Source organism: Alistipes sp. (assembly GCF_020026455.1).
Taxonomy (GTDB): Bacteria; Bacteroidota; Bacteroidia; order Bacteroidales; family Rikenellaceae; genus Alistipes.
In genome coordinates this window covers 26,098-51,705 of sequence record NZ_JAHHQJ010000001.1, presented here as the reverse complement: position 1 = coordinate 51,705, position 25,608 = coordinate 26,098, and the positions used below count along the sequence as shown (strand labels likewise).

Annotated in this window: 17 protein-coding genes; 8 read left to right on the top strand and 9 right to left on the bottom strand. The window is 61.8% G+C overall.

Going from position 1 to position 25,608, the window contains the following annotated elements; all coding sequences use genetic code 11:
* Window positions 1–578 precede the first annotated feature (578 nt).
* From QZ460_RS00195 to ung, 3 genes are all read left to right on the top strand, one after another.
* A complete protein-coding gene (locus QZ460_RS00195; RefSeq protein ID WP_290539564.1) occupies window positions 579–953 on the top strand; it encodes a BlaI/MecI/CopY family transcriptional regulator in 375 nt (124 codons plus the stop codon).
* A gap of 6 nt (window positions 954–959) precedes the next feature.
* Window positions 960–3,068 carry a TonB family protein gene (locus tag QZ460_RS00190; RefSeq protein WP_290539563.1) on the top strand — a complete coding sequence of 703 codons (2,109 nt, stop codon included), beginning with the start codon at window positions 960–962 and terminating at the stop codon, window positions 3,066–3,068.
* 181 nt (window positions 3,069–3,249) lie between these two features.
* Window positions 3,250–3,912 carry a uracil-DNA glycosylase gene (gene ung / locus QZ460_RS00185; protein WP_290539562.1) on the top strand — a complete coding sequence of 221 codons (663 nt, stop codon included), beginning with the start codon at window positions 3,250–3,252 and terminating at the stop codon, window positions 3,910–3,912.
* A gap of 82 nt (window positions 3,913–3,994) precedes the next feature.
* On the opposite strand, the gene QZ460_RS00180 is transcribed toward ung, so the two are convergent.
* The 7 genes from QZ460_RS00180 to QZ460_RS00150 all read right to left on the bottom strand — a co-directional run bounded on the left by QZ460_RS00180 (window position 3,995) and on the right by QZ460_RS00150 (window position 13,834).
* Window positions 3,995–4,855: an RNA polymerase sigma factor RpoD/SigA gene (locus tag QZ460_RS00180; protein ID WP_010266169.1), complete on the bottom strand. Its 861-nt coding sequence runs from the start codon at window positions 4,853–4,855 to the stop codon at window positions 3,995–3,997.
* 58 nt (window positions 4,856–4,913) lie between these two features.
* A complete protein-coding gene (locus QZ460_RS00175) occupies window positions 4,914–6,395 on the bottom strand; it encodes a trypsin-like peptidase domain-containing protein (RefSeq protein ID WP_290539561.1) in 1,482 nt (493 codons plus the stop codon).
* Between the two features lie 176 nt (window positions 6,396–6,571).
* Window positions 6,572–7,876: a methionine adenosyltransferase gene (gene metK / locus QZ460_RS00170; protein ID WP_290539560.1), complete on the bottom strand. Its 1,305-nt coding sequence runs from the start codon at window positions 7,874–7,876 to the stop codon at window positions 6,572–6,574.
* Window positions 7,877–8,224: 348 nt separating this feature from the next.
* On the bottom strand, window positions 8,225–10,258 hold the full coding sequence (locus QZ460_RS00165) for a transketolase (RefSeq protein ID WP_290539559.1): 2,034 nt from the start codon (window positions 10,256–10,258) through the stop codon (window positions 8,225–8,227).
* Window positions 10,259–10,321: 63 nt separating this feature from the next.
* Complete coding sequence (clpX, locus tag QZ460_RS00160; RefSeq protein WP_290539558.1) at window positions 10,322–11,590, bottom strand: ATP-dependent Clp protease ATP-binding subunit ClpX; 1,269 nt, start codon at window positions 11,588–11,590, stop codon at window positions 10,322–10,324.
* 5 nt (window positions 11,591–11,595) lie between these two features.
* Complete coding sequence (clpP, locus tag QZ460_RS00155) at window positions 11,596–12,264, bottom strand: ATP-dependent Clp endopeptidase proteolytic subunit ClpP (protein WP_290539557.1); 669 nt, start codon at window positions 12,262–12,264, stop codon at window positions 11,596–11,598.
* A gap of 244 nt (window positions 12,265–12,508) precedes the next feature.
* A complete protein-coding gene (locus QZ460_RS00150; protein ID WP_290539556.1) occupies window positions 12,509–13,834 on the bottom strand; it encodes a trigger factor in 1,326 nt (441 codons plus the stop codon).
* 336 nt (window positions 13,835–14,170) lie between these two features.
* Here QZ460_RS00150 and QZ460_RS00145 point away from each other — a divergent pair, with 336 nt between their 5' ends.
* The 5 genes from QZ460_RS00145 to rnr all read left to right on the top strand — a co-directional run bounded on the left by QZ460_RS00145 (window position 14,171) and on the right by rnr (window position 23,027).
* Window positions 14,171–14,989 (top strand): glutaminyl-peptide cyclotransferase, encoded by an 819-nt coding sequence (locus QZ460_RS00145; protein WP_290539555.1) that lies wholly within the window; start codon window positions 14,171–14,173, stop codon window positions 14,987–14,989.
* Window positions 14,990–18,604 carry a methionine synthase gene (metH, locus tag QZ460_RS00140; RefSeq protein ID WP_290539554.1) on the top strand — a complete coding sequence of 1,205 codons (3,615 nt, stop codon included), beginning with the start codon at window positions 14,990–14,992 and terminating at the stop codon, window positions 18,602–18,604. It abuts the gene before it with no gap.
* Window positions 18,601–19,557 carry a methylenetetrahydrofolate reductase gene (locus tag QZ460_RS00135; protein WP_290539553.1) on the top strand — a complete coding sequence of 319 codons (957 nt, stop codon included), beginning with the start codon at window positions 18,601–18,603 and terminating at the stop codon, window positions 19,555–19,557. Before metH ends, QZ460_RS00135 begins: the two co-directional genes overlap by 4 nt.
* A 25-nt stretch (window positions 19,558–19,582) precedes the next feature.
* On the top strand, window positions 19,583–20,695 hold the full coding sequence (locus tag QZ460_RS00130) for a M20 family metallopeptidase (protein ID WP_290539552.1): 1,113 nt from the start codon (window positions 19,583–19,585) through the stop codon (window positions 20,693–20,695).
* A gap of 100 nt (window positions 20,696–20,795) precedes the next feature.
* A complete protein-coding gene (gene rnr / locus QZ460_RS00125) occupies window positions 20,796–23,027 on the top strand; it encodes a ribonuclease R (protein WP_290539551.1) in 2,232 nt (743 codons plus the stop codon).
* A gap of 266 nt (window positions 23,028–23,293) precedes the next feature.
* On the opposite strand, the gene QZ460_RS00120 is transcribed toward rnr, so the two are convergent.
* A complete protein-coding gene (locus QZ460_RS00120; protein WP_290539550.1) occupies window positions 23,294–23,758 on the bottom strand; it encodes an ATPase in 465 nt (154 codons plus the stop codon).
* Window positions 23,759–23,784: 26 nt separating this feature from the next.
* Entirely contained in the window at window positions 23,785–25,608 is a 1,824-nt protein-coding gene (locus QZ460_RS00115) for a V-type ATP synthase subunit I (protein WP_290539549.1), read from the bottom strand.

The window sequence follows — 25,608 nt, the reverse complement described above, 5'->3', positions numbered from 1 at the left end:
ATTTCGGTATCAATGATCCCGCCAACGCCCCAGGCTCCCGAATAGCCCCAGCTCCCGCCCACACCTCCCCAATAACCCTTGTTCCACCCGGCGCCCCAGCACCGCCGGTACCCTTTCCCGCCCACACCCTACCCCCAAAATCGCCCCGGCACCTCCGACTCCCCTCTGCCGACCTCGACCTCTCCGTCAGCGCGACACCCTGCCGCGACCCCAACTCGGGGCTCCTCCAATACCGGACCGATCCCTCCGCCAATACCCCGCTAACACCCCGCCAACGCCCCGCACCAACCACCTCGCTACAGCCACCCAGCTCCAGCTCCTCCTTCAGCGTCCCAGCCACCCAGTTTCCCCAGTTCCCCCTGCCACCCGGTTCCCGCCCACACCTGCCCCCAAAAAATCGTCCCGGAACCCCGCACACCCGGATACTCCCGAAACACCCGGCTCCGGTCCGAATCACCCCACTTATAAATATAGGTATCAATTATTTCGCCCTTATCTACTAAATTTTTAGATGAAAAATTTGTTTTACTAAAAATTTAGTAGTAACATTGTATCGAAAACCCGAAACACTCCATCCCATGTATACCAAACCTACGGAACTGACCCGCGGCGAGGAGGAGATCATGCAGATCCTCTGGCGACTGGGCGACGCGGTGGTCAACGACATCATCGCCCGGACCGACGAACCTCACCCCAAGTATACCACCGTCGCCACGTTTCTCAAAATTCTGGAAAACAAGGGCTTCGTCAGCCATACGACCGAGGGCAAGAGCCACCGCTATTTTCCCCTGATCAGCCGCGAGGAGTACGCCCGGAGCGTCATGTCGTCGCTGCTTTCCAGCTATTTCGACGGCTCGCTGGCCCAGCTGGTGTCCTTCTTCTCGCGCCACGAAAACATCCCCGCCCGGGAGATGGATGAAATTCTCGAAATCATGCGCAACGCCAAAAAATAACCTGTCATGAGAACCCTCGCTATCTACGCCCTCGAAGTGCTGGCCTGCAGCGGCGTACTGCTGGCCGCCTACGCCATCCTGCTCGACCGGCGCGTGCGGTTCGGCTGGTGCAGAGCCTATCTGCTCGCATCGCCCCTGCTGGCAGCGATCATCCCGCTGCTGCGCATCCCCGTCTGGCCGGGCGAAGTGGTCGAGCTTACCCCGACGATCTCCCTGCCCGCAACCGAATGGACCGCCGAAGTGGTCGCCAAGGCAGCCCCGGGCATCACCCCCGAGGCGGTCTGTCTGGCGATATACCTGCTCGGGGCCGGACTGGTGGCGGGCGTCATGCTGTGGCAGGTCATGAGTATCCGCCGACTGTGGCGCGGCGCGGCAATCACCCGCACGGAGCGCTTCACGCTTGTGCGCACCCCGCAGCAGATCGTGTCGTTCTCTTTCTTCCGGTCGATCTACATCTGGGATCAGATCCCGGCCGGGGAGTTGCGGGTCATCATAGCCCATGAGGCGAGCCACATCGCCCACCGCCACTCCGCCGAACGCGTGGCCATGGAGTGCATGAAGGCCGCGCTGTGGTGGAATCCCTTCGTATGGCTCACCGCACGGCGGCTGACCGAGGCCGAGGAGTTCGAAGCCGACAGCGACGTGCTGGCCGAAGGCCATGACATCGAACATTACATGAAAACCATATTCAGGCAGCTGTTCGGTTATAGTCCGGAAATAGCCAACGGGCTGCGGGATTCCCTAACCAAAAAACGCTTCAAAATGATGACAACAAAAACTTCAGGCAGGTACTCCCTGCTGCGGCTGGCGGGAACACTTCCCGTCGTGACAGGCCTCCTGTGCGCCTTCTCGTTCACCACACGCGCCGCCGAGATCCGGATTGCGGAGACCGCCCAGAGCCCGGCCGCCGAAACGACGCTCCGGGATGCAGCGAAGAAAAACGTCTCCGTCACCGTCTTCCGCAACGGCAAACCCCTCCCGGGAGCCATTGTCCTGATCGGCGGATCGACCGCCGGCGCCGTGACCGACAAGGAGGGCACGGCACAGATCGCAGCGGCTCCCGGCAACGAACTGGTCGTCTCCCACGTCGGCTGCCGGACCCGGAAAATCCGCGTCTCCGACACCTCCGACACAGAGCATTTCGAAATCGCACTGGAGACCGAGACAACCCAGCTCACCCCCGTCAGCGTAACCCCCAACGCCCCCAAACCGGCTGCGGACCAGCATGCCGCAGACGCCGGACAGGAGCAGAAAACCGCCCCGGCGACCAACGGAGCCGCTGCGGCCGGAATCGCCTCCGCGCCCGCGGAAGACGAGCCGTTTCTGATCGCCGAAAAGATGCCATCGTTCCGCGGCGGTGACCTCAACACGTTCCGCATCTGGGTGCAGGAACACCTCCAATACCCGGCCGAAGCCGTGAAACGGAAGATCCAGGGCCGCGTGATCCTCAACTTCACCGTCGAAAAGGAGGGGTCGATAAGCGACATCGAAATTCTGAGGTCGCCCGACAAACTGCTCGCCGACGAGGCCTGCCGCGTGATCGCCTCCCTGCCCGCCGGAGCATGGACACCCGGCGAACAGCGCGGAGAGAAGGTGAGGGTGAAATATACGCTGCCCCTGGATTTCCGAATGGAGCCCACGAAAACAACGGAAAAACCCGCATCCGCAGCCGTATCCACTCCCGCCCCCGCATCCACGCCCGCATCCGCGCCCGCATCCGCATCCGCGGAAGACGAGGTGTTTCTCATCACCGAGGTCATGCCGTCGTTCCGCGGCGGCGACCTCAACACGTTCCGCATCTGGGTGCAGGAACACCTCCAATACCCGGCCGAAGCCGTGAAACGGAAGATCCAGGGCCGCGTGATCCTCAACTTCACCGTCGAAAAGGAGGGGTCGATAAGCGACATCGAAATCCTGAGGTCGCCCGACAAACTGCTCGCCGACGAAGTCCGCCGCGTGATCGGCAGCATGCCGGCAGACTCGTGGACCCCGGGCCGGCAGCGCGGTCAGAACGTCCGCGTCAAGCTCACCATCCCCGTCGATTTCCGCCCGAATCAGCCGGCAGGCACAGCGATCCCCCAACAGGCTGAAAACACCCAAGGCAGCATCGAATAAATCCCCGTCGCGGGCTTCTGCCCCGGCAAAATAGCCGGTCGCCCACCAGCGGCAACGGGCGGCATCCAGCCAAATCCTGCGGATGCCGCCCGTTTTTTACCCTGTCTGCCGAAATCCGCCGCAAAGTCACGGCATTCCGGGAACTTTTTACTACATTTACACGACTTTAAACACGCCTGCCATGGATGTAAAGATAGCCCCCGACTGGAAGGAGCTCCTCGCCCCGGAATTCGAAAAACCCTATTTCGCACAGCTCACCGAGTTCGTGCGCCAGGAATACGCCTCGCACAGCATCTTCCCGCGCGGCAGCAACATCTTCCGCGCCTTCGACAAATGCCCGTTCGACCGACTGAAAGTGGTCATCATCGGGCAGGATCCCTACCACGGTCCCGGACAGGCCAACGGTCTCTGTTTCTCGGTCGCGGACGGGGTTCCCTTCCCGCCCTCGCTGCAAAACATCTTCAAGGAGGTCGCCGAGGACACCGGCACACCCACACCCTCCACCGGCAACCTCGACCGCTGGGCCGAGCAGGGAGTGCTGCTGCTCAACGCCGTGCTGACGGTCCGCGCCCACGAAGCCGCATCGCATGCCGGCCGGGGCTGGGAGACCTTCACCGATGCCGTGGTGCGCGCCATCGCCCAGCGCAAGGAGAGCATAGTCTACATGCTCTGGGGCAGCTACGCCCAGAAGAAAGGCGCTATCGCCGACCCGCAGCGCAACCTGATCCTCAAGGCCGTGCACCCTTCGCCGCTGTCGGTCTACCGGGGATTCTTCGGCTGCCGCCACTTCTCGCGCGCCAACGAATACCTTCGTTCTGTGGGCAAGGAGCCGATCGTGTGGTAGCCCGCCCCGTCCGAAAAGCGTAAAATCCCGGCCCTGCAAGACGCAAGGCCGGGATTTTTACGAACGATACAGGGAGATTTCCCTATCCCAGATAAGATTTCAGCAGCTTCGACCGCGACGAATGGCGGAGGCGGCGAATGGCCTTCTCCTTGATCTGACGCACGCGCTCGCGCGTCAGGTCGAACTTCTCGCCGATCTCCTCGAGGGTCATCTCCGAGGTGCCGATACCGAAGAAGTACTTGATGATGTCGCGCTCACGCTCCGTGAGGGTCTCCAGCGCACGGTCCACCTCGGTCGACAGCGACTCGTTGATCAGCCCGCGGTCGGCGTTGGGCGAATCGGGATTCACCAGCACATCGAGCAGCGAGTTGTCCTCGCCGTCGGCAAACGGAGCGTCGACCGATACATGGCGGCCGGCGACACGCAGCGTGTCGGTGACCTTCTCCTTCGGGAGCTCCAGTTCCGTAGCCAGCTCCTCGGGCGACGGCGTGCGCTCGTGCTCCTGCTCGAAGCGCGCGAACGCCTTGTTGATCTTGTTCAGCGACCCCACCTGGTTGAGCGGCAGGCGCACGATGCGCGACTGCTCGGCCAAGGCCTGGAGAATCGACTGACGGATCCACCACACGGCATAGGAGATGAACTTGAAACCGCGGGTCTCGTCGAACTTCTCGGCGGCCTTGATCAGTCCGAGGTTGCCCTCGTTGATCAGGTCCGGTAGGCTCAGTCCCTGATTCTGGTATTGCTTGGCCACGGAAACCACGAAACGCAGATTGGCTTTGGTGAGCTTCTCGAGTGCTTCCTGGTCCCCCTTCTTGATTCGCTGGGCGAGTTCCACCTCTTCCTCAACCGTGATAAGCTCCTCCTTGCCGATTTCCTGCAGGTACTTGTCCAGCGAGGCGCTTTCGCGGTTGGTGATGGACTTCGTAATCTTTAATTGACGCATGTTTTTTTCTAACTATCCTGTATAATACTGCAATCCATAAACCCGCCCGGGCCGCGACCTACTCCACCAGCGTGTAGCTTGCCGAACGGCCGTTGGGATAAATGCCGTCGATCGAGCGGACCTTCTCCGTCATCCGCTGCATGTCGTCGAGCGCATAGACCGGACGGTCGTTGATGTGAGTGATCACAAACCCCTGTTTTACACGGGCGCGGGCCAGAATTCCGCCGGCCTTGATGCCGACCACCTGCACGCCGCCTCTGATCTCCAGCTCGCGGCACAGTTTGGCGCCCGCATCGGCGAACTTACCTCCGAGAGCCTCGACCACGTCGACATCCTCCTTGGTAACCAATTCCGTTTTACCCGCTTTATTACGCAAAGTAACGTCAAATTGTTTCACTTTTCCGTCTCTTTTTACGGATAATTTGACCGTATCGTTGGGTCGGCGTTTGGCGATCTGCTCCTGAAGCGTCGAAGGCTCAACAATTTTCACGCCATCGATGTCCAGAATGACGTCCCCCTTGCGGATTCCGGCCTCCGAAGCGGCCCCCCCCTCGACGACAGCAGCCACATAGGCTCCGCCGAGCTTCTTGATGCCCAACTCCTTGCCCTCCGTATCGAGGAAATCCTGATCCACGACACGGAACTGCACGCCCAGCAGGGCCCGTTGCACGACGCCGAACTCCTTCAGATCGACCACCACCTTGCGGACGATCGACTCGGGAATGGCGAACGAATAGCCCACATAGCTCCCCGTCTGCGACTTGATCAGCGTGTTGATGCCCACCAGTTCACCGTGGGTGTTGACCAGCGCACCGCCCGAGTTTCCGGGGTTCACCGCCGCATCGGTCTGGATGAACGACTCGATTCTGAAATCGTTGGGAATGGCCCCCAGCTGACGCGCCTTGGCGCTCACGATGCCGGCCGTGATGGTCGACTGCAGGTCGAAGGGCGAACCGATCGCCAGCACCCACTCGCCCAGACGCAGGGCATCCGACGATCCGAAGGCCAGCGTAGGCAGCTCCCCGGCCTCGACTTTCAGCAGCGCAAGATCCGTTGCCGAGTCCTTGCCGATGAGTTTGGCGTCGAACGAACGGCCGTCGTTGAGCTTCACCTTGAGTTTCGAAGCCCCGTCCACGACGTGGTTGTTCGTCACGATATAGCCGTCGGCCGAAATGATCACCCCCGAACCGCCGGCCCGCTGCTCGCGGTACTGCGGGGCTCCGTCGCCGCGGCCGTAATCCTGCGGGATTCCGAAGAACTCCAGGAACGGATCGTAGCCCCGCCTCAGGGGCATCTCGACCTGCTGGATGGCCTCGATGTTCACGACGGCCTTCACCGCATTCTCAGCGGCGTAGGTCAGGTCGGGATACTGCTCGGCCTGATAGGAGGTAAACTGGGTTCCCAACGCGGGCGTGCGTTCCACCTCGCGCTCGATGTATGCAACGGAACCGCCGCGGTCGGCGGAAACCTTCCAAGCCGTAAATCCGCCGGCTGCGGCCGACACGGCGACAAGTCCTAAAATAAAAAATGCCTGTTTCATAATGAATTGAATGTTTTTGGTTCTACCAATCAGAGGCAACTTCATTTCATAAGCGGTGTGTTCGCGGTTTTATTTTTCGAAGGACAAACGCACGGGAACGTCCGGTTAGTATGTTGTTCCGAACAAAAATCGGGGCATCCGTCGCGGAAGCCCCGATTTTCCAACTGATCCGGACACTAAAGGCCGAACTCGGCTCTGATCTGATCCACGGCATCGAGTTTCTCCCAGCCGAAGAACTCGATTTCGCGCTCGGTTTCGACCCCGTTCACCCAGACCTTCTCCAGCTTCGTGTAAGGACGATTGCCGAAATGTCCGTAGGAGGCCGTCGCCTCGAAGATCGGATTTTTCAGACCGAAACGCTTCACGATGGCCGCGGGACGCAGGTCGAAAAGCTTCCCAATGCGGCGGGCGATCTCGCCGTCGGTCATGCCGGCCAGCGCCGCCGGACGGGGCGAATGGTAGGTATCGACGTAGATCGACAGCGGCTGTGCAATGCCGATGGCGTAGCTCAGTTCGACCAGAATCTGGTCGGCGACACCCGCCGCCACGAGGTTCTTGGCGATGTGCCGCGCGGCATAGGCTGCCGAACGGTCCACCTTGGACGAATCCTTGCCCGAGAAGGCGCCGCCGCCGTGTGCGCCGCGGCCGCCGTAGGTGTCGACGATGATCTTGCGGCCCGTAAGCCCCGTGTCTCCGTGGGGACCTCCGATCACGAACTTGCCCGTGGGGTTCACGTGCAGGATGTAGTCGTCGCCGATCAGTGCGGCCAGCTGGTCGCCGGCACGCTCCAGACGCGCCTTGACACGCGGAATGAGAATCGTGCGCACATCCTCGCGGATTTTGTCCTGCATCATCTGCTCGGCCTCCTTCACGCTGCGGCCCTCGCCCGGGAGGATGAACTCGTCGTGCTGCGTCGAGACGACGATCGTATGCACGCGCAGCGGCTTGTTCGTCTGCTCGTCGTACTCGATCGTAACCTGCGACTTCGAGTCGGGACGCAGATAGGTCATCACCTCGCCTTCGCGGCGGATGACGGCCAGTTCCTTGAGGATTACATGCGACAGAATCAGCGTCGCGGGCATCATCTCGCGGGTCTCGTTGCAGGCATAGCCGAACATGATGCCCTGGTCACCGGCGCCCTGCTCCTCCTCGGCTTCGCGGACAACGCCCTGGTTGATGTCCGACGACTGTTCGTGAATGGCCGACAGGATGCCGCACGAGTTGCCGTCGAACTGATAGTCGCTCCGGGTGTAGCCGATGCGGTTGATGACGCGGCGCGCCACGCCCTGCACGTCGACATACGCCTCCGAGCGTACTTCACCCGCCACGACCACGAGCCCCGTGGTGCAAAGGGTTTCGCAGGCGACTTTCGAGTTGGCGTCGTGGCGCAGGAATTCGTCGAGGATTGCGTCGGAAATCTGATCCGAAACCTTGTCGGGATGTCCTTCGGACACCGATTCCGAGGTAAATAAAAAGCCCATTTTCATACATTTTAATGGTTAAACGTATAAAATGGGAAAAATTGGCTGTTGGTAATAAAAAACGTGCTGTTTTAGCTATTTTTTATTGTGGTTTGCAATCAGTCAAATCTTTCCACATTTCCCCGCTTGACAGACGGGACTACAAAGGTACGGATAATTTCGGAATCTGCAAAACCAACTGCCACCATAACTCGGTCGCCACCTCAAAACCAACCGCCACCATAACTCGGTCGCCACCTCAAAACCAACCGCCACCATAACTCGGCCACCTCCGCAAAACAGTAGCCTTCCTCAAAACAGCAGCCACCGCGTCGGGCGGTGGCTGCAGCACATTTTCTGCGACAGGTTCTATTTTCCGAGCATCTTCTTCACCTCGGCCGCGACGGTAGCACCGTTGTAGCCGAACTTCTCGTCGAGCACCTTGTAGGGGGCCGACCAGCCGAAATGGTCGAGACCGTGAATCACGCCGTTCTCGCCCACCAGTCCCCGCAGGTTGACCGGGAGCCCCGACGTCATGCCGTAGCGCGCAACACCCGCAGGCAGCACGCTCTCCTGGTACGAACGGGGCTGGTCGCGGAACAAGCCCTCGCTCGGGACGCTCACCACCCGGACCGGAATCCCCTCGGCGGCCAGCAGCTCGGCTCCTTCGATCAGCGTCGCCACCTCCGAACCCGTGGCGACCAGCACTGCGGCGGGTTTGGCCGCATCCATCACCACGTAACCGCCCTTAGCGATCTGCGCAGCCTCCTCGCGGCGGATGGCGCCCAGCGTCGGCAGGGTCTTGATGTTCTGGCGCGAAAGCACGAGCGCCACGGGGCGGTGCTCCTCGACGGCCAGTTTCCACGCCAGGACGGTCTCATCGCCGTCGGCCGGACGCAGCACGAGCATCGAACGCTCGCCGTGGTGGTTGCGCAAGTGCTCCATCAAACGGATCTGCGCCTCGTGCTCCACGGGCTGGTGCGTCGGACCGTCCTCGCCCACGCGGAACGAATCGTGCGTCCAGACGTAGACCACATGCAGACGCATCAGCGCCGAGAGGCGCACGGCGGGCTTCATATAATCGGAGAAGACGAAGAACGTACCGCAGACGGGAATCACACCTCCGTGCAGGGCCATGCCGTTGGCAATGCAGGCCATCGTCAGTTCCGAAACACCCGCCTGGAAGAATTTCCCGCTAAAATCGCCCTTCGTGAAGGCCTTGGTCTTCTTCAGGTAGCCGTCGGTCTTGTCCGAATTCGACAGGTCGGCCGAGGCCACGATCATGTTGTCGATCTTCTCGCCGAAGACACCCAGCACCGTCGCCGAAGCGGCGCGCGTAGCCACGTCGGCCTTCACCTCGATGGACTTATAGTCGATATCGGGGAGTTTCCCCGAGAGGAAATCGTCGAGTTTGCGGGCCAGATCCTTATGCTCGGCGCGCCACGACTTTTCGACGGCGGCCTGCTGTGCGGCCCACTCCTTCAGCACCTGCCGACGCTCGGCGAAGGCCTCGCGGCTCTCCTCGAAGACGGCGAACGGCGCCTCCGCATCGCCGCCCAGGTTCTTCACCGTAGCGGCGAAATCGGCCCCGGCGGCCGTCAGCGGCTGTCCGTGGGTCGAGACCTTGTTTTCGAAGCTCTCCCCGGCGGGGCCTTTGGCGCCCTTGCCCATGACGGTACGGCCGATGATGAGCGTCGGACGCTCGGTCTCGCTCTCGGCGGCGACCAGCGCCTCGCGGATCGCATTGATGTTGTGTCCGTCGATCGACAGCACGTTCCAGCCCCACGCCTCGTACTTCATGGCCACATTCTCGGTCATCACCTCGTCGACCGTCGTCGAGAGCTGGATGTTGTTCGAATCGTAATACATCACGAAGTTCGACAGGCCCAGATGGCCGGCGATGCGGCCCACGCCCTGCGAGATCTCCTCCTCGACGGCACCGTCCGAAATATAGGCATAGGTCTTGTGTGCCATCCACTCGCCGAAGCGGGCGACCATGAAACGCTCCGCAATGGCGGCACCCAGCGCCATGGCATGGCCCTGTCCCAACGGTCCCGACGTATTCTCCACGCCGCGCATCACATCCACCTCGGGGTGCCCCGGGGTCACGCTGCCCCACTGGCGCAGCGACTGCAGGTCTTCGATCGAATAGTTTCCGGCCAGTGCGAGCGTCGAATAGAGCATCGGCGACATGTGACCCGGATCGAGGAAGAAGCGGTCACGATAGGGATACGCCATATTGTCGGGGTCGTAACGCAGGAACTCGGTGAAAAGCACCGTGATGAAATCCGCGCCGCCCATGGCGCCGCCGGGATGTCCCGACTTGGCCTTCTCGACCATCGCGGCCGAAAGGATGCGGATATTATCGGCAACGCGCGTAAGTTTTGAATTCGTTGTAGACATGGAGTTAGTATTTTGTTATGCGTTTCAGCAGTTTTATTTTGGACAAAGATAGCCAAAAAGGAATCATCCGACCCGTTTGAGCTCCAAAATATTTGCCTTCCCTATCTTTTTCTTCGCATAAGACAGCGTGACGGTGAACTTCCGGGTATCGGTCGACGGGATTTCGAACATCGTGTCCATCATGATCGCCTCGCAGATCGAGCGCAGGCCGCGTGCGCCGAGTTTGAACTCGACGGCCTTGTCGACGATATAGTCCAGCGCGTCGTCGTCGAAGGCGAGTTTCACGCCGTCGAGTTCGAACAGGCGCTTGTACTGCTTGACGATGGCATTCTTCGGCTCGGTGAGGATCGACCGCAGGGCCTCACGCTCCAGCGGCTGCATGTAGGTCAGCACCGGGAGACGCCCCACCAGCTCGGGAATCAGTCCGAACGACTTGAGGTCCTGCGGCGTGACGTACTGCATCAGGTTCGAACGGTCGATGGGGTCAGCATTCAGCCGCCCGTAGCCCATCGCCCGGGTGTTCAGCCGCTGGGCGATCTTCTTCTCGATGCCGTCGAACGCTCCCCCGCAGATGAAGAGGATGTTGCGCGTGTCGACCTGGATGAACTTCTGCTCGGGGTGCTTGCGCCCGCCCTGGGGAGGCACGTTGACCACCGTTCCTTCGAGGATCTTCAGCAGAGCCTGCTGCACACCCTCGCCCGACACGTCGCGCGTGATGGAGGGGTTGTCGCCCTTGCGCGCGATCTTGTCGATCTCGTCGATGAAGACGATGCCGCGCTCGGCCTGCTCGACGTTGTAGTCGGCGACCTGCAGCAGCCGCGAGAGGATGCTCTCGACATCCTCGCCCACATACCCCGCCTCGGTCAGCACCGTTGCGTCGACGATCGTGAAGGGTACTTTCAGCAGTTTGGCGATCGTGCGGGCCATCAGGGTCTTGCCCGTGCCCGTCGGGCCGACCAGCACGATGTTCGACTTGTCGATCTCGACCTCGTCCTCCTTCGGAGCATACAGCAGCCGCTTATAGTGGTTGTAGACCGCCACGGACATATACCGCTTGGCGGCATCCTGCCCGATGACATACTGATCGAGGAACTCCTTGATCTGCGCCGGCTTGAGCAGTTCCTCCATCTTGAGCGGAGCCGCCGCGGGACGCCGCCCCTTCTCGGAGAGGATGTCGTTGTCGACGATAATCTTATAGCCGTTCTCGATACATTTGTTGCAGATATTCGCGCCGTCCGAGCCCTGGAACATGATCTCCACGTCGGTACGCTTGGCGCCGCAGAACGAACAGCAGTCGCCGCCGTTCTTGTTGTTGTTCTTATTCTGTGCCATGCAGTTTACTTCTCTCGTTTGGAAAGCACCTCGTCAATCAGCCCGTAGTCCTTGGCCTCGCTGGCCGAGAGCCAGTAGTCGCGGTCGGCGTCCTTCTCGATCTTCTTGACCGTGACGCCCGAATGGAAGGCAAGGATCTCGTAGAGTTCGCGCTTGGTTTTCATCATCTCGCGTGCCGTGATCTCTATATCCGACGCCTGACCCTGGGCACCACCCAGCGGCTGGTGGATCATCACCCGCGAATGGGGGAGTGCCGAACGCTTGCCCTTGGCGCCCGCCGTAAGCAGCACGGCGCCCATCGAGGCGGCAAGTCCCGTGCAGATGGTCGCCACGTCGGAGTTCACCAACTGCATGGTGTCGTAAATGCCCAGTCCGGCCGAAACCGACCCGCCGGGCGAGTTGATATAGATCTGAATGTCCTTCTCGGGATCGACCGATTCGAGGAACAGCAGCTGGGCCTGGATGATATTGGCCGCATCGTCATAGATCGGCGCACCGAGGAAGATGATGCGATCCATCATCAGGCGCGAGAAAACGTCCATCGTAGCGACGTTCAACTGACGCTCCTCGATGATCGTAGGCGACACGTAGGCCGCGCTTATCGACTGGAAATCATGCAGTTTCAGCGAGCTGATCCCACAGTGTTTCCGTGCATATTTTTCAAATTCTGACATAGTCGTATTTATTTACTCTTCATATTCTGCCTTCGGCCGGCAAGGGACGGACACGCCTCCGGAATCCTCCGGACCTCCCGTCGCCTTCACTGCCCGCTCTCTGGACGGAGCCGCAAGACTGCCGAAAACACGCCGGACCTCCCGTCGCCCCCTCCCGAAGCCCGCACCACGGGCGGGTAAAGCACAAAGGACTTTGCAAACATCACGCCTGCAAAGTCCAAATATAGATAAAAAACCGCGAATCTTAAAGTTCCTGCGCCAATTTGGCGAATTCGTCCGCAGATACGGCTTTTTCGGTCACCTTGACCTTCGATTTGATATCCTCGACGACCTTCACCTCATAGAGCTTCTCGTAAACCTTCTGGCCCTGCTCCTTGTCGGCGAGAATCTTCCCGGCGTAGTCCTCCAGCATCTCGTCCGGTGCCGACGGCATGCCGTACTGGGCAAACTGCGCGGCAGCCAGTGCCTTGGCTTCGGAGAGCGCCTCCTCCTTCGAAACGGAGATGCCGTCCGCCTTGATGAAGTGCTTCTGGAGGTAGTTCCAGGTGAACATCTTCAGGAACTGGTCGAAATCCTTCTCGATGTCCTCCATCGAGAACTTGCCCTCGTTGATCGTGTAGAGCCAGCGCTTGAGGAATGCCACGGGCATCTTCAGGTCGGCCTTCTTCACGAGGTAATCGCGCACCTGCAGCGTGAAGAGGTAGTCGCTCTCGCGGCGCAGTTCGGCCTCGATCTGCCCGTCGATGAACTTGTCCAGCCCGGCCTCGTCCGTGACGCCGCCCTGCGGGAAAGCCATCTTGAAGAACTCCTCGTTCAGCTCCGGCTCGGCGAACTTGCGGATTTTGGTGATCTCCAGGTCGAATTCGGGGTTGATACCCTCCAGCTCGTTCTCCTTGACCTGCAGGCAGGCGGCACGCTGGGCGGGATTCTTATAGAGTTCGTTGATATTCACCTTCATCTTGTCGCCGACCTTCTTGCCGATGAAGGGCTTGCGGCCGGCTTCGTCCATCGAGATCAGACCCACGTAAGCATCCGCCACGTTCATCTCGCCGTTGTCGAGCGTCACCGACAGCGCCTCGTCCGAAGTCACGGTCTCGGCATCCACCAGACGGCCGAAACGACGCAGGTAGTTGCCCCGGTAGTCGTCGTGCATCTTCTTGTCGACCTTGATCTTATTGTAGGTCAGCTTGTCCTTGTCGGAGAGTTCCAGCTTGACTTCGGGAGCCTCGCCGATCTCGAACATGAATTCGAACTCGGTGGCGTTGTCGAAATCGAAATCGCCCTGCTCCTCCGCGGGAATCACGTCGCCCAGATAGTCGATGCCCTCCTTCTGGAGATACTCGAAAACGGCGTTCGACGCCAGACGGTAGGACTGCTCGGCCAGGACACCTTTGCCGTACATCTTCTTGACGATGCCCATGGGGACCATGCCCGGACGGAATCCGGGGATATTGGCCTTGCGCTTGTAGGCACGCAGGGCCTTTTCGACCTCCTGCCCGTAATCCGCCTCACCGACAGTCACGCGGATCAGCGAGTTATTCTCGCCGCGTTGTTCTCTTACAATATTCATACTGAATGAATTATATTTGTTATTCTTTGTTTTTCCGTTCAGAATCGGGAGGCAAAGATACGAAATTATTCCATATCCGACAAGACATTACCCGTATAATATGGTCAAATTATGCCGTGCGATCCGCTTTTCGCTCCTCGGGGACGGCAACACCCCTTCCCGGAGAGGGTTCTGCCGCAGCGCGCGCCATCCCCCGTTGCCCCTCCGGCCGCCGCATATCCCGAGAGCCGCAACACCCTCTTTTGCCCGCCGAAAGGTTTTACCGCAACGGGCGCAATTCCGTTTTGATCCCATCCGACTTTTTCGTATCTTTGTGAGCTATTTTGTTCCGAAACGATGAAAACGATCCCGATATTTCTGTTTTTCCTGCTGCTGGGCGCATGCGGCGGTCCGGCGGCGCGCGCCAAACGTCCCGAAACAAGGGCGCAGGCCGCGACAACGGTGCAGACCGAGCCGAAGACCTACACCTACCGCATCGCGGCAACCCATCCCCACCCGACCGACGCCTACACCCAGGGGCTGCAATACGTCGACGGGACGATGTGGGAAGGCACGGGGCAATACGGTGAATCGGTCGTGCGGAAGACCGACCTGGCCACGGGGCACAGCGAAGTTCTTGCGCGCCTGCCCCGCTCGGAGTTCGGCGAAGGCATCACCCTGCTCGACGGAAAGCTCTACCAGCTGACCTGGCAATCCAACACGGCCCACGTCTATTCGCTGGAAAACGGCAAATTGCAGAAAGTCCGCGACTTCCGCTATCCGGGCGAGGGCTGGGGCCTCACGACCGACGGCGCGAAGCTCTACATGTCGGACGGCACGTCCACGATCCACACGGTCGACCCCGCAACGTTCCACCGCGAAAAGCGCGTGACGGTGACCTTCAAGGGTACCCCGGTCGAATACCTCAACGAACTGGAGTGGATCGGCGGCAAAATATGGGCCAACGTCTACACCACGGATCAGATCGTCATCATCGACCCTGCAACGGGCGTCGTCGAGGGCATCGTCGACCTGACGGGGCTGCTGCCCGAAACGGAAATGACGTCGACGACCGACGTGCTGAACGGCATCGCCTACGACGCCCCGGGGCAGCGCATCTTCGTGACCGGCAAAAACTGGCCGAAACTCTACGAAATAGAAATTATCGAGAAATAAATGGCAACAACGCTATACGACCAACTGGAGCGACGCATCCTGCTGCTCGACGGCGGCTTCGGCACGATGGTGCAGGGCTACGGACTGCAGGAGGAGGACTACCGCGGCGAGCGGTTCGCCCACTGGCCGGTGCAGCTCAAGGGCTGCAACGACCTGCTCGCGCTGACCCGCCCGGATGTGGTATGCGAAATCCACGAAAAATACCTGCGGGCAGGCGCCGACATCATCGAAACCGACTCGTTCAACGCCAATGCCGTGTCGCTGGCCGACTACCGGCTCGAAGAGTGTGCCTACGAGATTTCGAAGGCCGCAGCCGGAATCGCCCGCAGCGTGGCCGACGAATTCACGGCCCGCAACCCGCAGAAGCCGCGCTTCGTGGCGGGATCGGTGGGCCCCACCAACCGCACGGCCTCGATGTCGGCCGACGTGACGAATCCCGCAGCCCGCGAGGTGACCTTCTCGCAGCTGGTCGCAGCCTATACGGATCAGGTGCGGGGTCTGGTGGACGGCGGTGTGGACATCCTGCTGGTCGAGACCGTTTTCGACACGCTCAACGCCAAGGCGGCCCTTTGGGCCATCGACTCGCTCTGCAAGCAGCTGGGGCGCGCCATCCCCGTGATGGTCTCCGGAACACTCGCCGACGCCAGCGGCCGCACCCTCTCGGGTCAGACCGTCGAGGCCTTCGCCACCTCGGTGTCGCACGCCAACCTGCTGTCGGTCGGCCTGAACTGCGCCTACGGAGCCAAGCAGCTGCTGCCCTACCTCGAGCGGCTGGCGGCAGTGGCCGGAACGCGCATCTCGGCACACCCGAACGCAGGCCTCCCCAACGTGATGGGCGGCTACGACGAGACGCCCGAAATGTTCGCCGAAGACGTCGGGGAGTACCTGCGGCGCGGCCTGGTGAACATCGTGGGCGGCTGCTGCGGTACGACGCCCGCACACATCTTCTGCCTGTCGAAGATCGCCGGGAACTACACCCCGCGCCCCGCGCCCGCACCGCGACACGTCATGATACTGAGCGGTCTGGAGCCGCTGCGGATCGTCCCCGAAGCCAACTTCATCAATGTCGGCGAACGCACGAACGTCGCCGGCTCGGCCCGCTTCGCACGGCTGATCCGCGAAGCGAACTACGAGGAGGCGCTCTCGGTGGCCCGCGCCCAGGTCGACGCCGGAGCCCAGATCGTCGACGTGTGCATGGACGACGGACTGATCGACGGTCCGGCGGCGATGCGCACGTTCCTCAACCTGATGGCCTCGGAGCCGGAGATCGCCCGCGTGCCGGTGATGATCGACTCGTCCAAATGGGAGGTACTTCAAGCGGGACTTGAGGTGACGCAGGGTAAGTCGGTGGTCAACTCCATCTCGCTCAAGGAGGGCGAAGCGGAATTACTGCGCCGGGCCGCGGAGATCCACCGCTACGGCGCGGCCGCCGTGGTGATGCTCTTCGACGAGCGGGGCCAGGCCGACACCTTCGAGCGCAAGATCGAGGTGGCCGAAAGAGCCTACCGACTGCTCACCGCCGACGGATTCCCCGCCGAAGACATCATCTTCGACCCCAACATACTGGCCGTCGCAACGGGCATCGCGGAGCACGACGGCTATGCCAAGGCGTTCATCGACGCGACACGTTGGATCAAGGAACACCTTCCCCATGCGAAGGTCTCGGGCGGTGTGTCGAACCTCTCGTTCGCCTTCCGCGGCAACAACGCCGTGCGCGAGGCCATGCACTCGGCGTTCCTCTACCACGCCATCCGGGCCGGGATGGACATGGGCATCGTCAATCCGCAGATGCTGCGCGTCTACAGCCAGATCGAGCCCGAACTGCTCGACCGCGTCGAGGACGTGATCCTCTGCCGGCGGGCCGATGCCGCGGAACGACTCACGGAGTATGCCCACGGGGTGCAGCAGACCGCCCAGACCCAGACCCAGGCCCCCGACGCATGGCGTGCGGGAACCCTCCGGGAGCGCATCGACCACGCGATGCTCAAGGGCGTGGCCGACTACGTGGAGCAGGATGCACTGGAGGGTTACGAAACGCTGGGAAGCCCGATGGCCGTCATCGACACGCTGCTGATGCCTGCCATGGAACAGGTCGGCACGCTGTTCGGCGAGGGCAAGATGTTCCTGCCGCAGGTGGTGAAGACCGCCCGAGTGATGAAACGCGCGGTGGCGGTGCTGACCCCCTATATCGAACAGGGATCGGACGCGCATGCGCACAATTTGGGCAAAGTACTGATCGCCACGGTGAAAGGCGACGTGCACGACATCGGCAAGAACATCGTGGCGGTCGTGATGGCCTGCAACGGTTACGAAATCCGGGACCTGGGCGTGATGGTCGAATCGGAGCGCATCGTCGAGGAGGCGGTGGCGTGGGGCGCGCAGTGCATCTGCCTGAGCGGGCTGATCACCCCGTCGCTCGACGAAATGGCCCGCGTCTGCGAAGAGCTCGAACGGCGCAGGCTGCGCATCCCCGTCATCATCGGCGGCGCGACGACCTCGGAGCTCCACACGGCGGTGAAGATCGCCCCCGTCTATTCGGGCTTAACGGTCCACTCCGCAAACGCCAGCCGCAGCAGCCAGATTCTGGCACAACTGCTCGGCCCCGACGGCGACCTCTACGCCGACAAGGTGAAGGCCGACCAGCAGGCCCTGCGCGAGGAGTATGCCCGCCGGCTGCGGGAGCGCGACCTCGTCCCGATCGCCGAAGCGCGCCGGACCCGGGGCGGCACGGCGCAGCACGAACCCGCCGTGCCCCTCCACACGGGACGCATGGTCTTCCCCGACTTCGACGTGGCCGACGCCGAACCCTATATCAACTGGAATTTCTTCTTTGCGGCCTGGGGGCTCAAGGGGCATTATCCCGAGATCCTCGACCATCCCGAAAAGGGCGCCGAGGCGCGCAAGGTCTTCGCCGATGCGCAGGCCCTGCTGGCCCGCATCCGCGACGAGCGGCTGCTGACGCTGCAAGGGGTTGCGGGCATCTTCCCGGCGCGCTCCGAGGGCGACGACATCCTGGTGACCGACGCGAAAGGGCGTGAAAAACGGCTCCCGATGCTTCGCAACCAGACGCGCGGCGAGAAGAACCTCTCGCTGGCGGACTTCATCGCTTCGGGCGGCGACTGGATCGGCTGCTTCGCCCTGACGGCCGGCATCGGACTGAAGGAGCTGGCCGAAAAGTTCCGCACCGAGGGCGACGACTATTCGGCCATCATGGCCAAACTGCTGGCCGACCGCCTCACGGAAGCCTTCGCCGAGGCCGTGCATGCCTTCATCCGGCGGGAGATGTGGGGCTACGAAACAGGCACGCCGCCCAGCCCCGAACAGGTCGTCCGCGGCCAGTACCACGGCCGCCGCATGGCCTTCGGCTACCCGGCCTCGCCCGACCACTCGCTCAAACGCGAGGTCTTCGACCTGCTCGCCGTCGAGGTGACGACCGGGATGCGGCTGACCGAAAACTGGATGATCGACCCCGGAGAGGCGCTGTGCGGACTGCTGTTCTCCGACGCCGACTACTTTTCGGTCGGAACCATCGGCAGCGAGCAGCTGCTCGACTACGCCCGCCGCCGCGGCATGGAGAGCGACACCGTGAAAAAGATTATACCGAACAACGTATGAACGTCGTAGAGATCATCAATCGGGCGGTCGCCTCCGGCCATACCCGCTTCGCCTTCGAGCTGCTTCCGCCGCTCAAGGGCGACGGCATGCAGAAGATATTCGCCGCCGTGGAGCCGCTGATGGAGTTCGACCCGGCCTATGTCAACATCACGTTCCACCGCGAGGGAATCAAGGAGTCGGAGAGCGAGGACGGCCGCATCGAATGGCACGTCGTGCGCCGCCGTCCCGGGACGGTCGGCATCTCGGCGGCCATCCAAAACCGCTACGGCGTGGAGGTGGTCCCCCACCTGATCTGCGGCGGACTATCGAAATACGACATCGAGGACACGCTGATCGACATGGACTTCCTGGGCCTGCACAACGTGCTGGCGCTGCGCGGCGACAAGTCGCAGAACGAAAAGCGCTTCATGCCCCATCCGCAGGGCCACGCCCACGCCGTGGATCTCGTGCGGCAGATCGCCGACATGAACAACGGGAAATTCATCGACGGCGAGGTCGAGGAGTGCCACCACTCGAAATTCTCGATCGGCGTGGCGGGCTATCCCGAGGTGCACGCCGAGGCGCGCGACATCAGCTCGGACATCGTCCACCTGCGCACCAAGATCGAAGCCGGAGCCGAGTATGTCGTCACGCAGATGTTCTTCGACAACGCCAAATACTTCGACTTCGTGCGCCGCTGTCGCGAAGCGGGGATCGGCGTGCCGATCATCCCCGGCATCAAACCCCTCTCGACGCTGCGCCACCTGGAAATACTGCCCGAGACCTTCGGCGTGCAGCTGCCCGAAGAACTCGTGCGCGAAGTCAAGGCGCATCCCGACAGCGTGCGCGAGGTGGGAACCGAGTGGGCCATCGCCCAAAGCCGCGAACTGATGGCCGCAGGCGTGCCCGTACTCCACTATTATACGATGAGCCGCACGACAAACATACAGAAAATCGTCAAGGCGGTTTTCTGATCCAAACCGATAAAACAGAGAATACATGGAACCTGTCGAATTCCGCCGCCGCCTGCATGCGCACCCCGAGTTGTCGTTCAAGGAGCACGACACGGCGGCATTCATCGAAGAGCAACTCGACGAACTGGGCATCGAACACCGCCGGATCGCATCGACGGGCGTCGTGGCCCGCATCAAGGGCCGCAGGACCCCCGAAGGCGACCGGCGCGCCGCGGTGCTGCGCGCCGACATCGACGCCCTGCCTGTCACGGAGCAGAACGACTGCGCGTGGCGATCGCAGAACGAGGGCGTGATGCACGCCTGCGGCCACGACATGCACGCCGCGGTGCTGTTCGGCGTGTTGAAAGCCCTTGCCGGGAATCCCGATTTCCGGGGCACGATCTTCGGGCTGTTTCAGCCGGGCGAGGAGTGCAATCCGGGCGGAGCCTCGCTGGTGCTCGACGAAAAGCCGTTCGAGGGCTACGACGTGCGGGCCGTCATCGGCGAGCACGTCGAACCCCAACTGGAGGTCGGGACTCTCGGCTTCCGGGCCGGGAAATACATGGCGGCGAGCGACGAACTGCGCTTCCGCGTCCGCGGAACGGGCGGACACGGGGCCATGCGCAGGCAGCTCAAGGATCCCGTTGCGGCCGGTGCCGAACTGCTGACGCGCCTCATCGCACTCAACGGCGAGGAGTGCGTGCTCTCGATCGGCCGCGTGGAGGCCGGGGGTGCCACGAACATCGTGCCCGACGAGATCTACATGGAGGGGACGCTGCGCACGTTCGACGAGCGCGAGCGCGGCATCATCCACCGCCGCATCGAGATCATCGCCGCGGACATCGACTCGCGGCACGGCGTGAAGAGCGAGGTGATGATCGACCGAGGCTATCCGTGCGTCGTGAACGACGAGATCCTCGTGAAGCAGGCCACGGCCCTGGCCAAGGCCGAGAACCTGAAGGTCGAGATGCTGCCGCTGCGCTCTACGGCCGAGGATTTCGGGTTCTACTGCAAGCAATACCCGTCGCTGTTCTACCGGCTGGGCGTGGGTGCCGCGGCCGGGCGTCCGCACACGGCGACATTCTCCCCCGACGAGGCGGCCATCGACGTGGGCATCGCCTACATGCAGAAACTGGCCCTGCACCTTCTGGAAAAATAACCCCCGACTCCGCAACACACACAAGCCGGCCGCAACAGCGGCCAAACTGGCACAGCGGGAATCCGACGGAGAACCGCGGCCCTGAAAATATTGAGAAACGATGAAAAAACAGAAACAACGCACCGAAAACAAAGCCCGGAAGACGGACCGCACCTCGATCATATTGAGCATGTTCCGGGAATTCCCCAACAATAAGTTCTCGCTGAAGCATCTGGCTTCGGCCTCCGGAGGCGCCACGAAAGAGGGCCGCCGCGAAACGTTGGAAATCCTCGGACGCCTCTTCGAAGAGGGTGTCGTCGAGGAGTGTGCACGCGAAAAATACCGGCTGATGCAGACTCACCTGCCCCACTACGAGGGCGAGGCCAGCATGGCGCCCTCGGGTTCGGTCTACGTGAAGGTCGAAGGACAGGAGAACGACATTTTCGTCAACCAGCGCAACGCCGCAAACGCCCTGAACGGCGACCGTGTGGAGGTCGTGGTGATGCACCGCGACCGCAACGGACAGCTCGAGGGCGAGATCACGCGGATCATCGAACGCAACCGCAAGCCCTATGTCGGTGTGGCCGAAGTCGGAGCGCATCAGATTTTCGTTCGGGCCGACTCGCGCCGCATGCCGATGGACATCTACCTCTCGAAGCGCACCTATCCCGACGTGCGCGACGGTGAAAAGGTCGTGGTCCGCATCACCGACTGGCTCCCGGGCAGCAAAAGCCCCGTGGGCGAGCTGGTCGAGCGGCTGGGCATGGCGGGGAACAACGACACGGAGATGCACTCGATTCTGGCGGAATACGAGCTCCCCTACCGCTTCGAGTCCGAAATCGAGGAGGCAGCACAGGCCATCGACGCCCGCGTCACGGCCAAGGAGATCGCCCGACGGCGCGATTTCCGGGGTGTCACGACCTTCACGGTCGACCCTGCGGATGCCAAGGACTTCGACGACGCACTGTCGGTGCGCAAGATAAAGGACGGAGTCTGGGAGGTGGGCGTGCACATCGCCGATGTGACCCATTACGTGCATCCCCACTCGGTGATCGACGACGAGGCCGTGGAGCGCGGCACATCGGTCTATCTGGTGGACCGCACCGTGCCGATGCTTCCCGAACGGCTTTCGAACGAGCTGTGCTCGCTGCGGCCCCACGAGACGAGTCTCTGCTTCTCGGCGGTGTTCACGCTCAACGAAAACCTCGACATCCTCGAAGAGTGGTTCGGCCGCACGGTGATCCACTCCGACCGCCGCTTCACCTACGCCGAGGCACAGGAGATCATCGAGACGGGCCACGGCGACTATGCCGAGGAGATGCTGACGCTCAACCGGCTGGCGCAGGCACTGCGCAAGGTGCGGTTCAGGAACGGCGCGATCTCGTTCGAGCGCGAGGAGATGAAATTCCGACTCGACGAGAACGGCAAACCGCTGGGGGTCTTCTTCAAGGAGCAGAAGGAGTCGAACCAGATGATCGAGGAGTTCATGCTGCTGGCCAACCGCCGCGTGGCGGAGTTCTGCGGCAAACGCAGGACCGAGAGCGGCCGAACGCACGAACGCACGATGGTCTACCGCGTGCACGACACCCCGAGCGAGGAGAAACTCGACCGCTTCAGGCAGTTCATCCTCCGCTTCGGGCACATCTTCAAGGCGACGAAGGGCCGCGCCGTGACCAAGGAGATGAACAAGCTCCTCAAACAGATAAAGGGCACCACGGAGGAAAACGCCGTGACGACGATGGCCGTGCGCTCGATGGCCAAAGCCTATTACACGACCGACAACATCGGCCACTACGGCCTGGCATTCCCCTACTACACGCACTTCACCTCGCCGATCCGCCGCTACCCCGACATGATGGTCCACCGTCTACTGGCCCACTACCTCGCAGGCGGCAAATCGGCCGACAAGAGCGAGCTGGAAGAGTTGTGCGCACACGCCTCGGACCGCGAGGTCGTGGCCGCCGAGGCGGAACGCGCATCGATCAAGTACAAGATGGTCGAATTCATGAAGGAGCACATCGGCGAGGAGTTCGAGGGGCACATCTCGGGGCTCACCGAGTGGGGTGTCTACGTCGAGCTGGACGAGACCCACATCGAGGGCATGTCGTTCCTGCGCGACATCGAGGGCGACTTCTTCACCTTCGACGAGCAGCTCTACGAAATCATCGGCCGCTCGACGGGCATCCACATGACGCTGGGCAGCCCGGTGCGCATCCGCGTGAAGCGTGCCGACCTGCAGAAGCGCCAGTTGGATTTCGAAGTGCTGCTGCCCGGGGTCGCCGCGCGTCGCACGGAAGAGTCGCGCGGCAAAGGCCCGAAGGTGCGCACCTCGTCGCGCCGCAAGGGACGGTAGCCGAACTGCGAGCCGCCGGTACAGCCGAAAGACCCACCTTCCGAAAAGAGCCTGCCCCGGATTTCCCGGCTTGGCTACGGATTGGCGGGAGAGGGCCCCGGTTCGCCGCAAGTCCACCGCCAGTTCGCCGCCAGTTCGCCGCCAGTTCGCCGCCGGGTTGGCCCGACCGCCGAAAGCGACCGAGACGGATCATCAGCCCCCCCGAAGAGCAACGAAAAAGGGAGACCACGCAGGGTCTCCCTTTTCGGTGACGGGGTTTCGCCCCTTTAGAAGAGGTTCACACCGTCGAGCGTTGCGATCAGGTAGGTGGCAGCCACCGTCAGGATGGCGTACAACTCGGGGAAAGCCGCGAGGATCAGCGTCTTACCCATCACATCGTGACCGTTGCCGATGGCGGCAATACCGTTGGCGCAGACCTTTGCCTGATAGATCGAAGCGGCGATGTTCACCAGACCGACCAGCAGACCGGCTCCGAAGATAGCTGCACCCTGCACCATCGTCGGATCCGTCAGACCCTTCTGCACCAGGAAGAAGCAGACGAAGCCGTAGAGGCCCTGCGAACCGGGGAGCGCTGAGAGGATCATATAGCTACCGAAAGCGCCTCCGTTCTTCTTCATGGCCCCTACCGAAGCCTGACCCGTAATGGCGGTACCGATCGACGAGGCGACACCTGCCAGACCCACCATCAGCGCTACGCCGACGTAAGCCAATACCAATGCTGTTGTTTCCATAATGTTTTGAGTTTTTTTAATTGTTATTATTCGTTAGTATCATTCATTTTACGAATCGGGTCGAAATTGCGCGGGGCCATTTCGAAACCGGCATTCTTGAAAAATTCGACGAACGTCAGACGCAGCGGATGCACGAACGACGAGATGGTCGACATGAAAAGGTTGATGCCGTGACCGATCAGCAGGATCGGGATCATGATCAGCAGCCGCACCAGGATGTTCGCCCCCTCGGGCACGAATCCCGCCGCCAGGGTGTTGAACACCAGCGCCAGCACACCGCCCGAAAGCCCGATGGCAAACAGACGGATGTATGACAGCACGTCGCTCAACAGCCCCGTGAGGTTGTTGTAAAGATCCCACAGACCCGCACCGATGTTGATGAGCGGATTGCGCTTCAGATCGTTCAGGAGCAGCATCAGCACACCGCCGACGCCCAGCGCCGCATAGAAGGCCACCGATCCGGCCGTGAAGCCCGGGATGGCCAGGCCCGCCATCGGAAGACCCATGGCCAGGCAGCTCGAGAAGAGGATGATGAACCACCCCAGCAGTCCCAGCGCACGGCCGAAGCCGAAACAGCGCACGGTCATCCAGATGTTGAGCAGCATGCCGAAGAGGATCTGCACCACGCCGATAACCAGCGCAATGGAGAAGAACTGCCCCTGGAAGTCGAGGAATTTCACCGAGGGGAACAACGCGTTCATGTTGATGCCGAAGAACGAGCCGCACAGCAGTCCGAACGCAACGGTCGACACGCCGCACAGCGTGGCGAACCACGCCGCTTGACGCATCATGCCGGGCTTCCGGTTCCGGGCGAGCATCCACCACCCCATCAGGGTCAGGATCAGTCCGTAACCGGCATCGTTGAGACAGATGCCGAAAAAGAGCATGTAGAACGGCGCGAAGAAGGGCGTGAGGTCCATCGTCCCGTATTTCGGACGGGCGTACATGTCGCCCACCAATTCGAAAATACGTGCGAACCAACGGTTCTTGAGCTTCACGGGCGTCTCGTCCTCGGGCGTGGGATCCGATTTGAGGTAGACCACATTGGGGTATTCCGCCAAAAGGGCATCGACCCGATCGGATGTCTCCTTCTCGGCCCAGCCCTCCATGACGACCAGCATCCCGTCGGCCGCCTCCTGCGCCGTGGCCTTCACCCGCACGGCCTGCAAACGCTCCTTCAGCGAACAGGCGTGCCGGGCAAGCAGGGTCTCCGAAGCTACCGCGCGCGAAAATTCGCCGTCGAGAGCCCGGAGCTTCTCTTCGGCCCGGGCGATGCGGCGCTCCGCTTCGCGAATGTCCATCGTCGGGCTCTTCATCTCCTGCGCGTCGATCGTGACCTCCTCGCCGGAATTGGCCACGACGACGAACCACACCGTAGCGTCGGTGCGGCCGACCTCCGAGATCGTATAGCGCTCCGACCACTCGGACAACTGCTTGTCGTAGGTGTTGCGCTGGGTGAAGAAATAGCGCAGGACAATGCCCCGTTCCGCGAGTTTGCGCATCGCCTCCACGTCGAACGCACCCCAGGGGCGCAGCTCCTCGGCCGCCTTTTCCAGCCGCCCGATCTCGGCATTGAGCGCCGCGGCCTCGTGATGCGCGGCGGCATAATGCGCATAGGCCTCCTCGCCCGAAGCGAACGGTTGGGCGGCAGCGTCGCAGTGGCCCCCGGCGCGGAAGTTCTTCAGAAACTCCGCAGCCTTCGCGTGGCTCTCGATGTCCAGCAGCAGCTGGCGGTCCTCCTCGGAGGGTTCCCAGCCCGTGGTGGTGATGTCCACCAGCCCGAGGCCGCGCAGCTTCTCGACGAAATCCTCACTCTGCGCCGCAAAGAGCACAAAGTTGTATTTTGACAT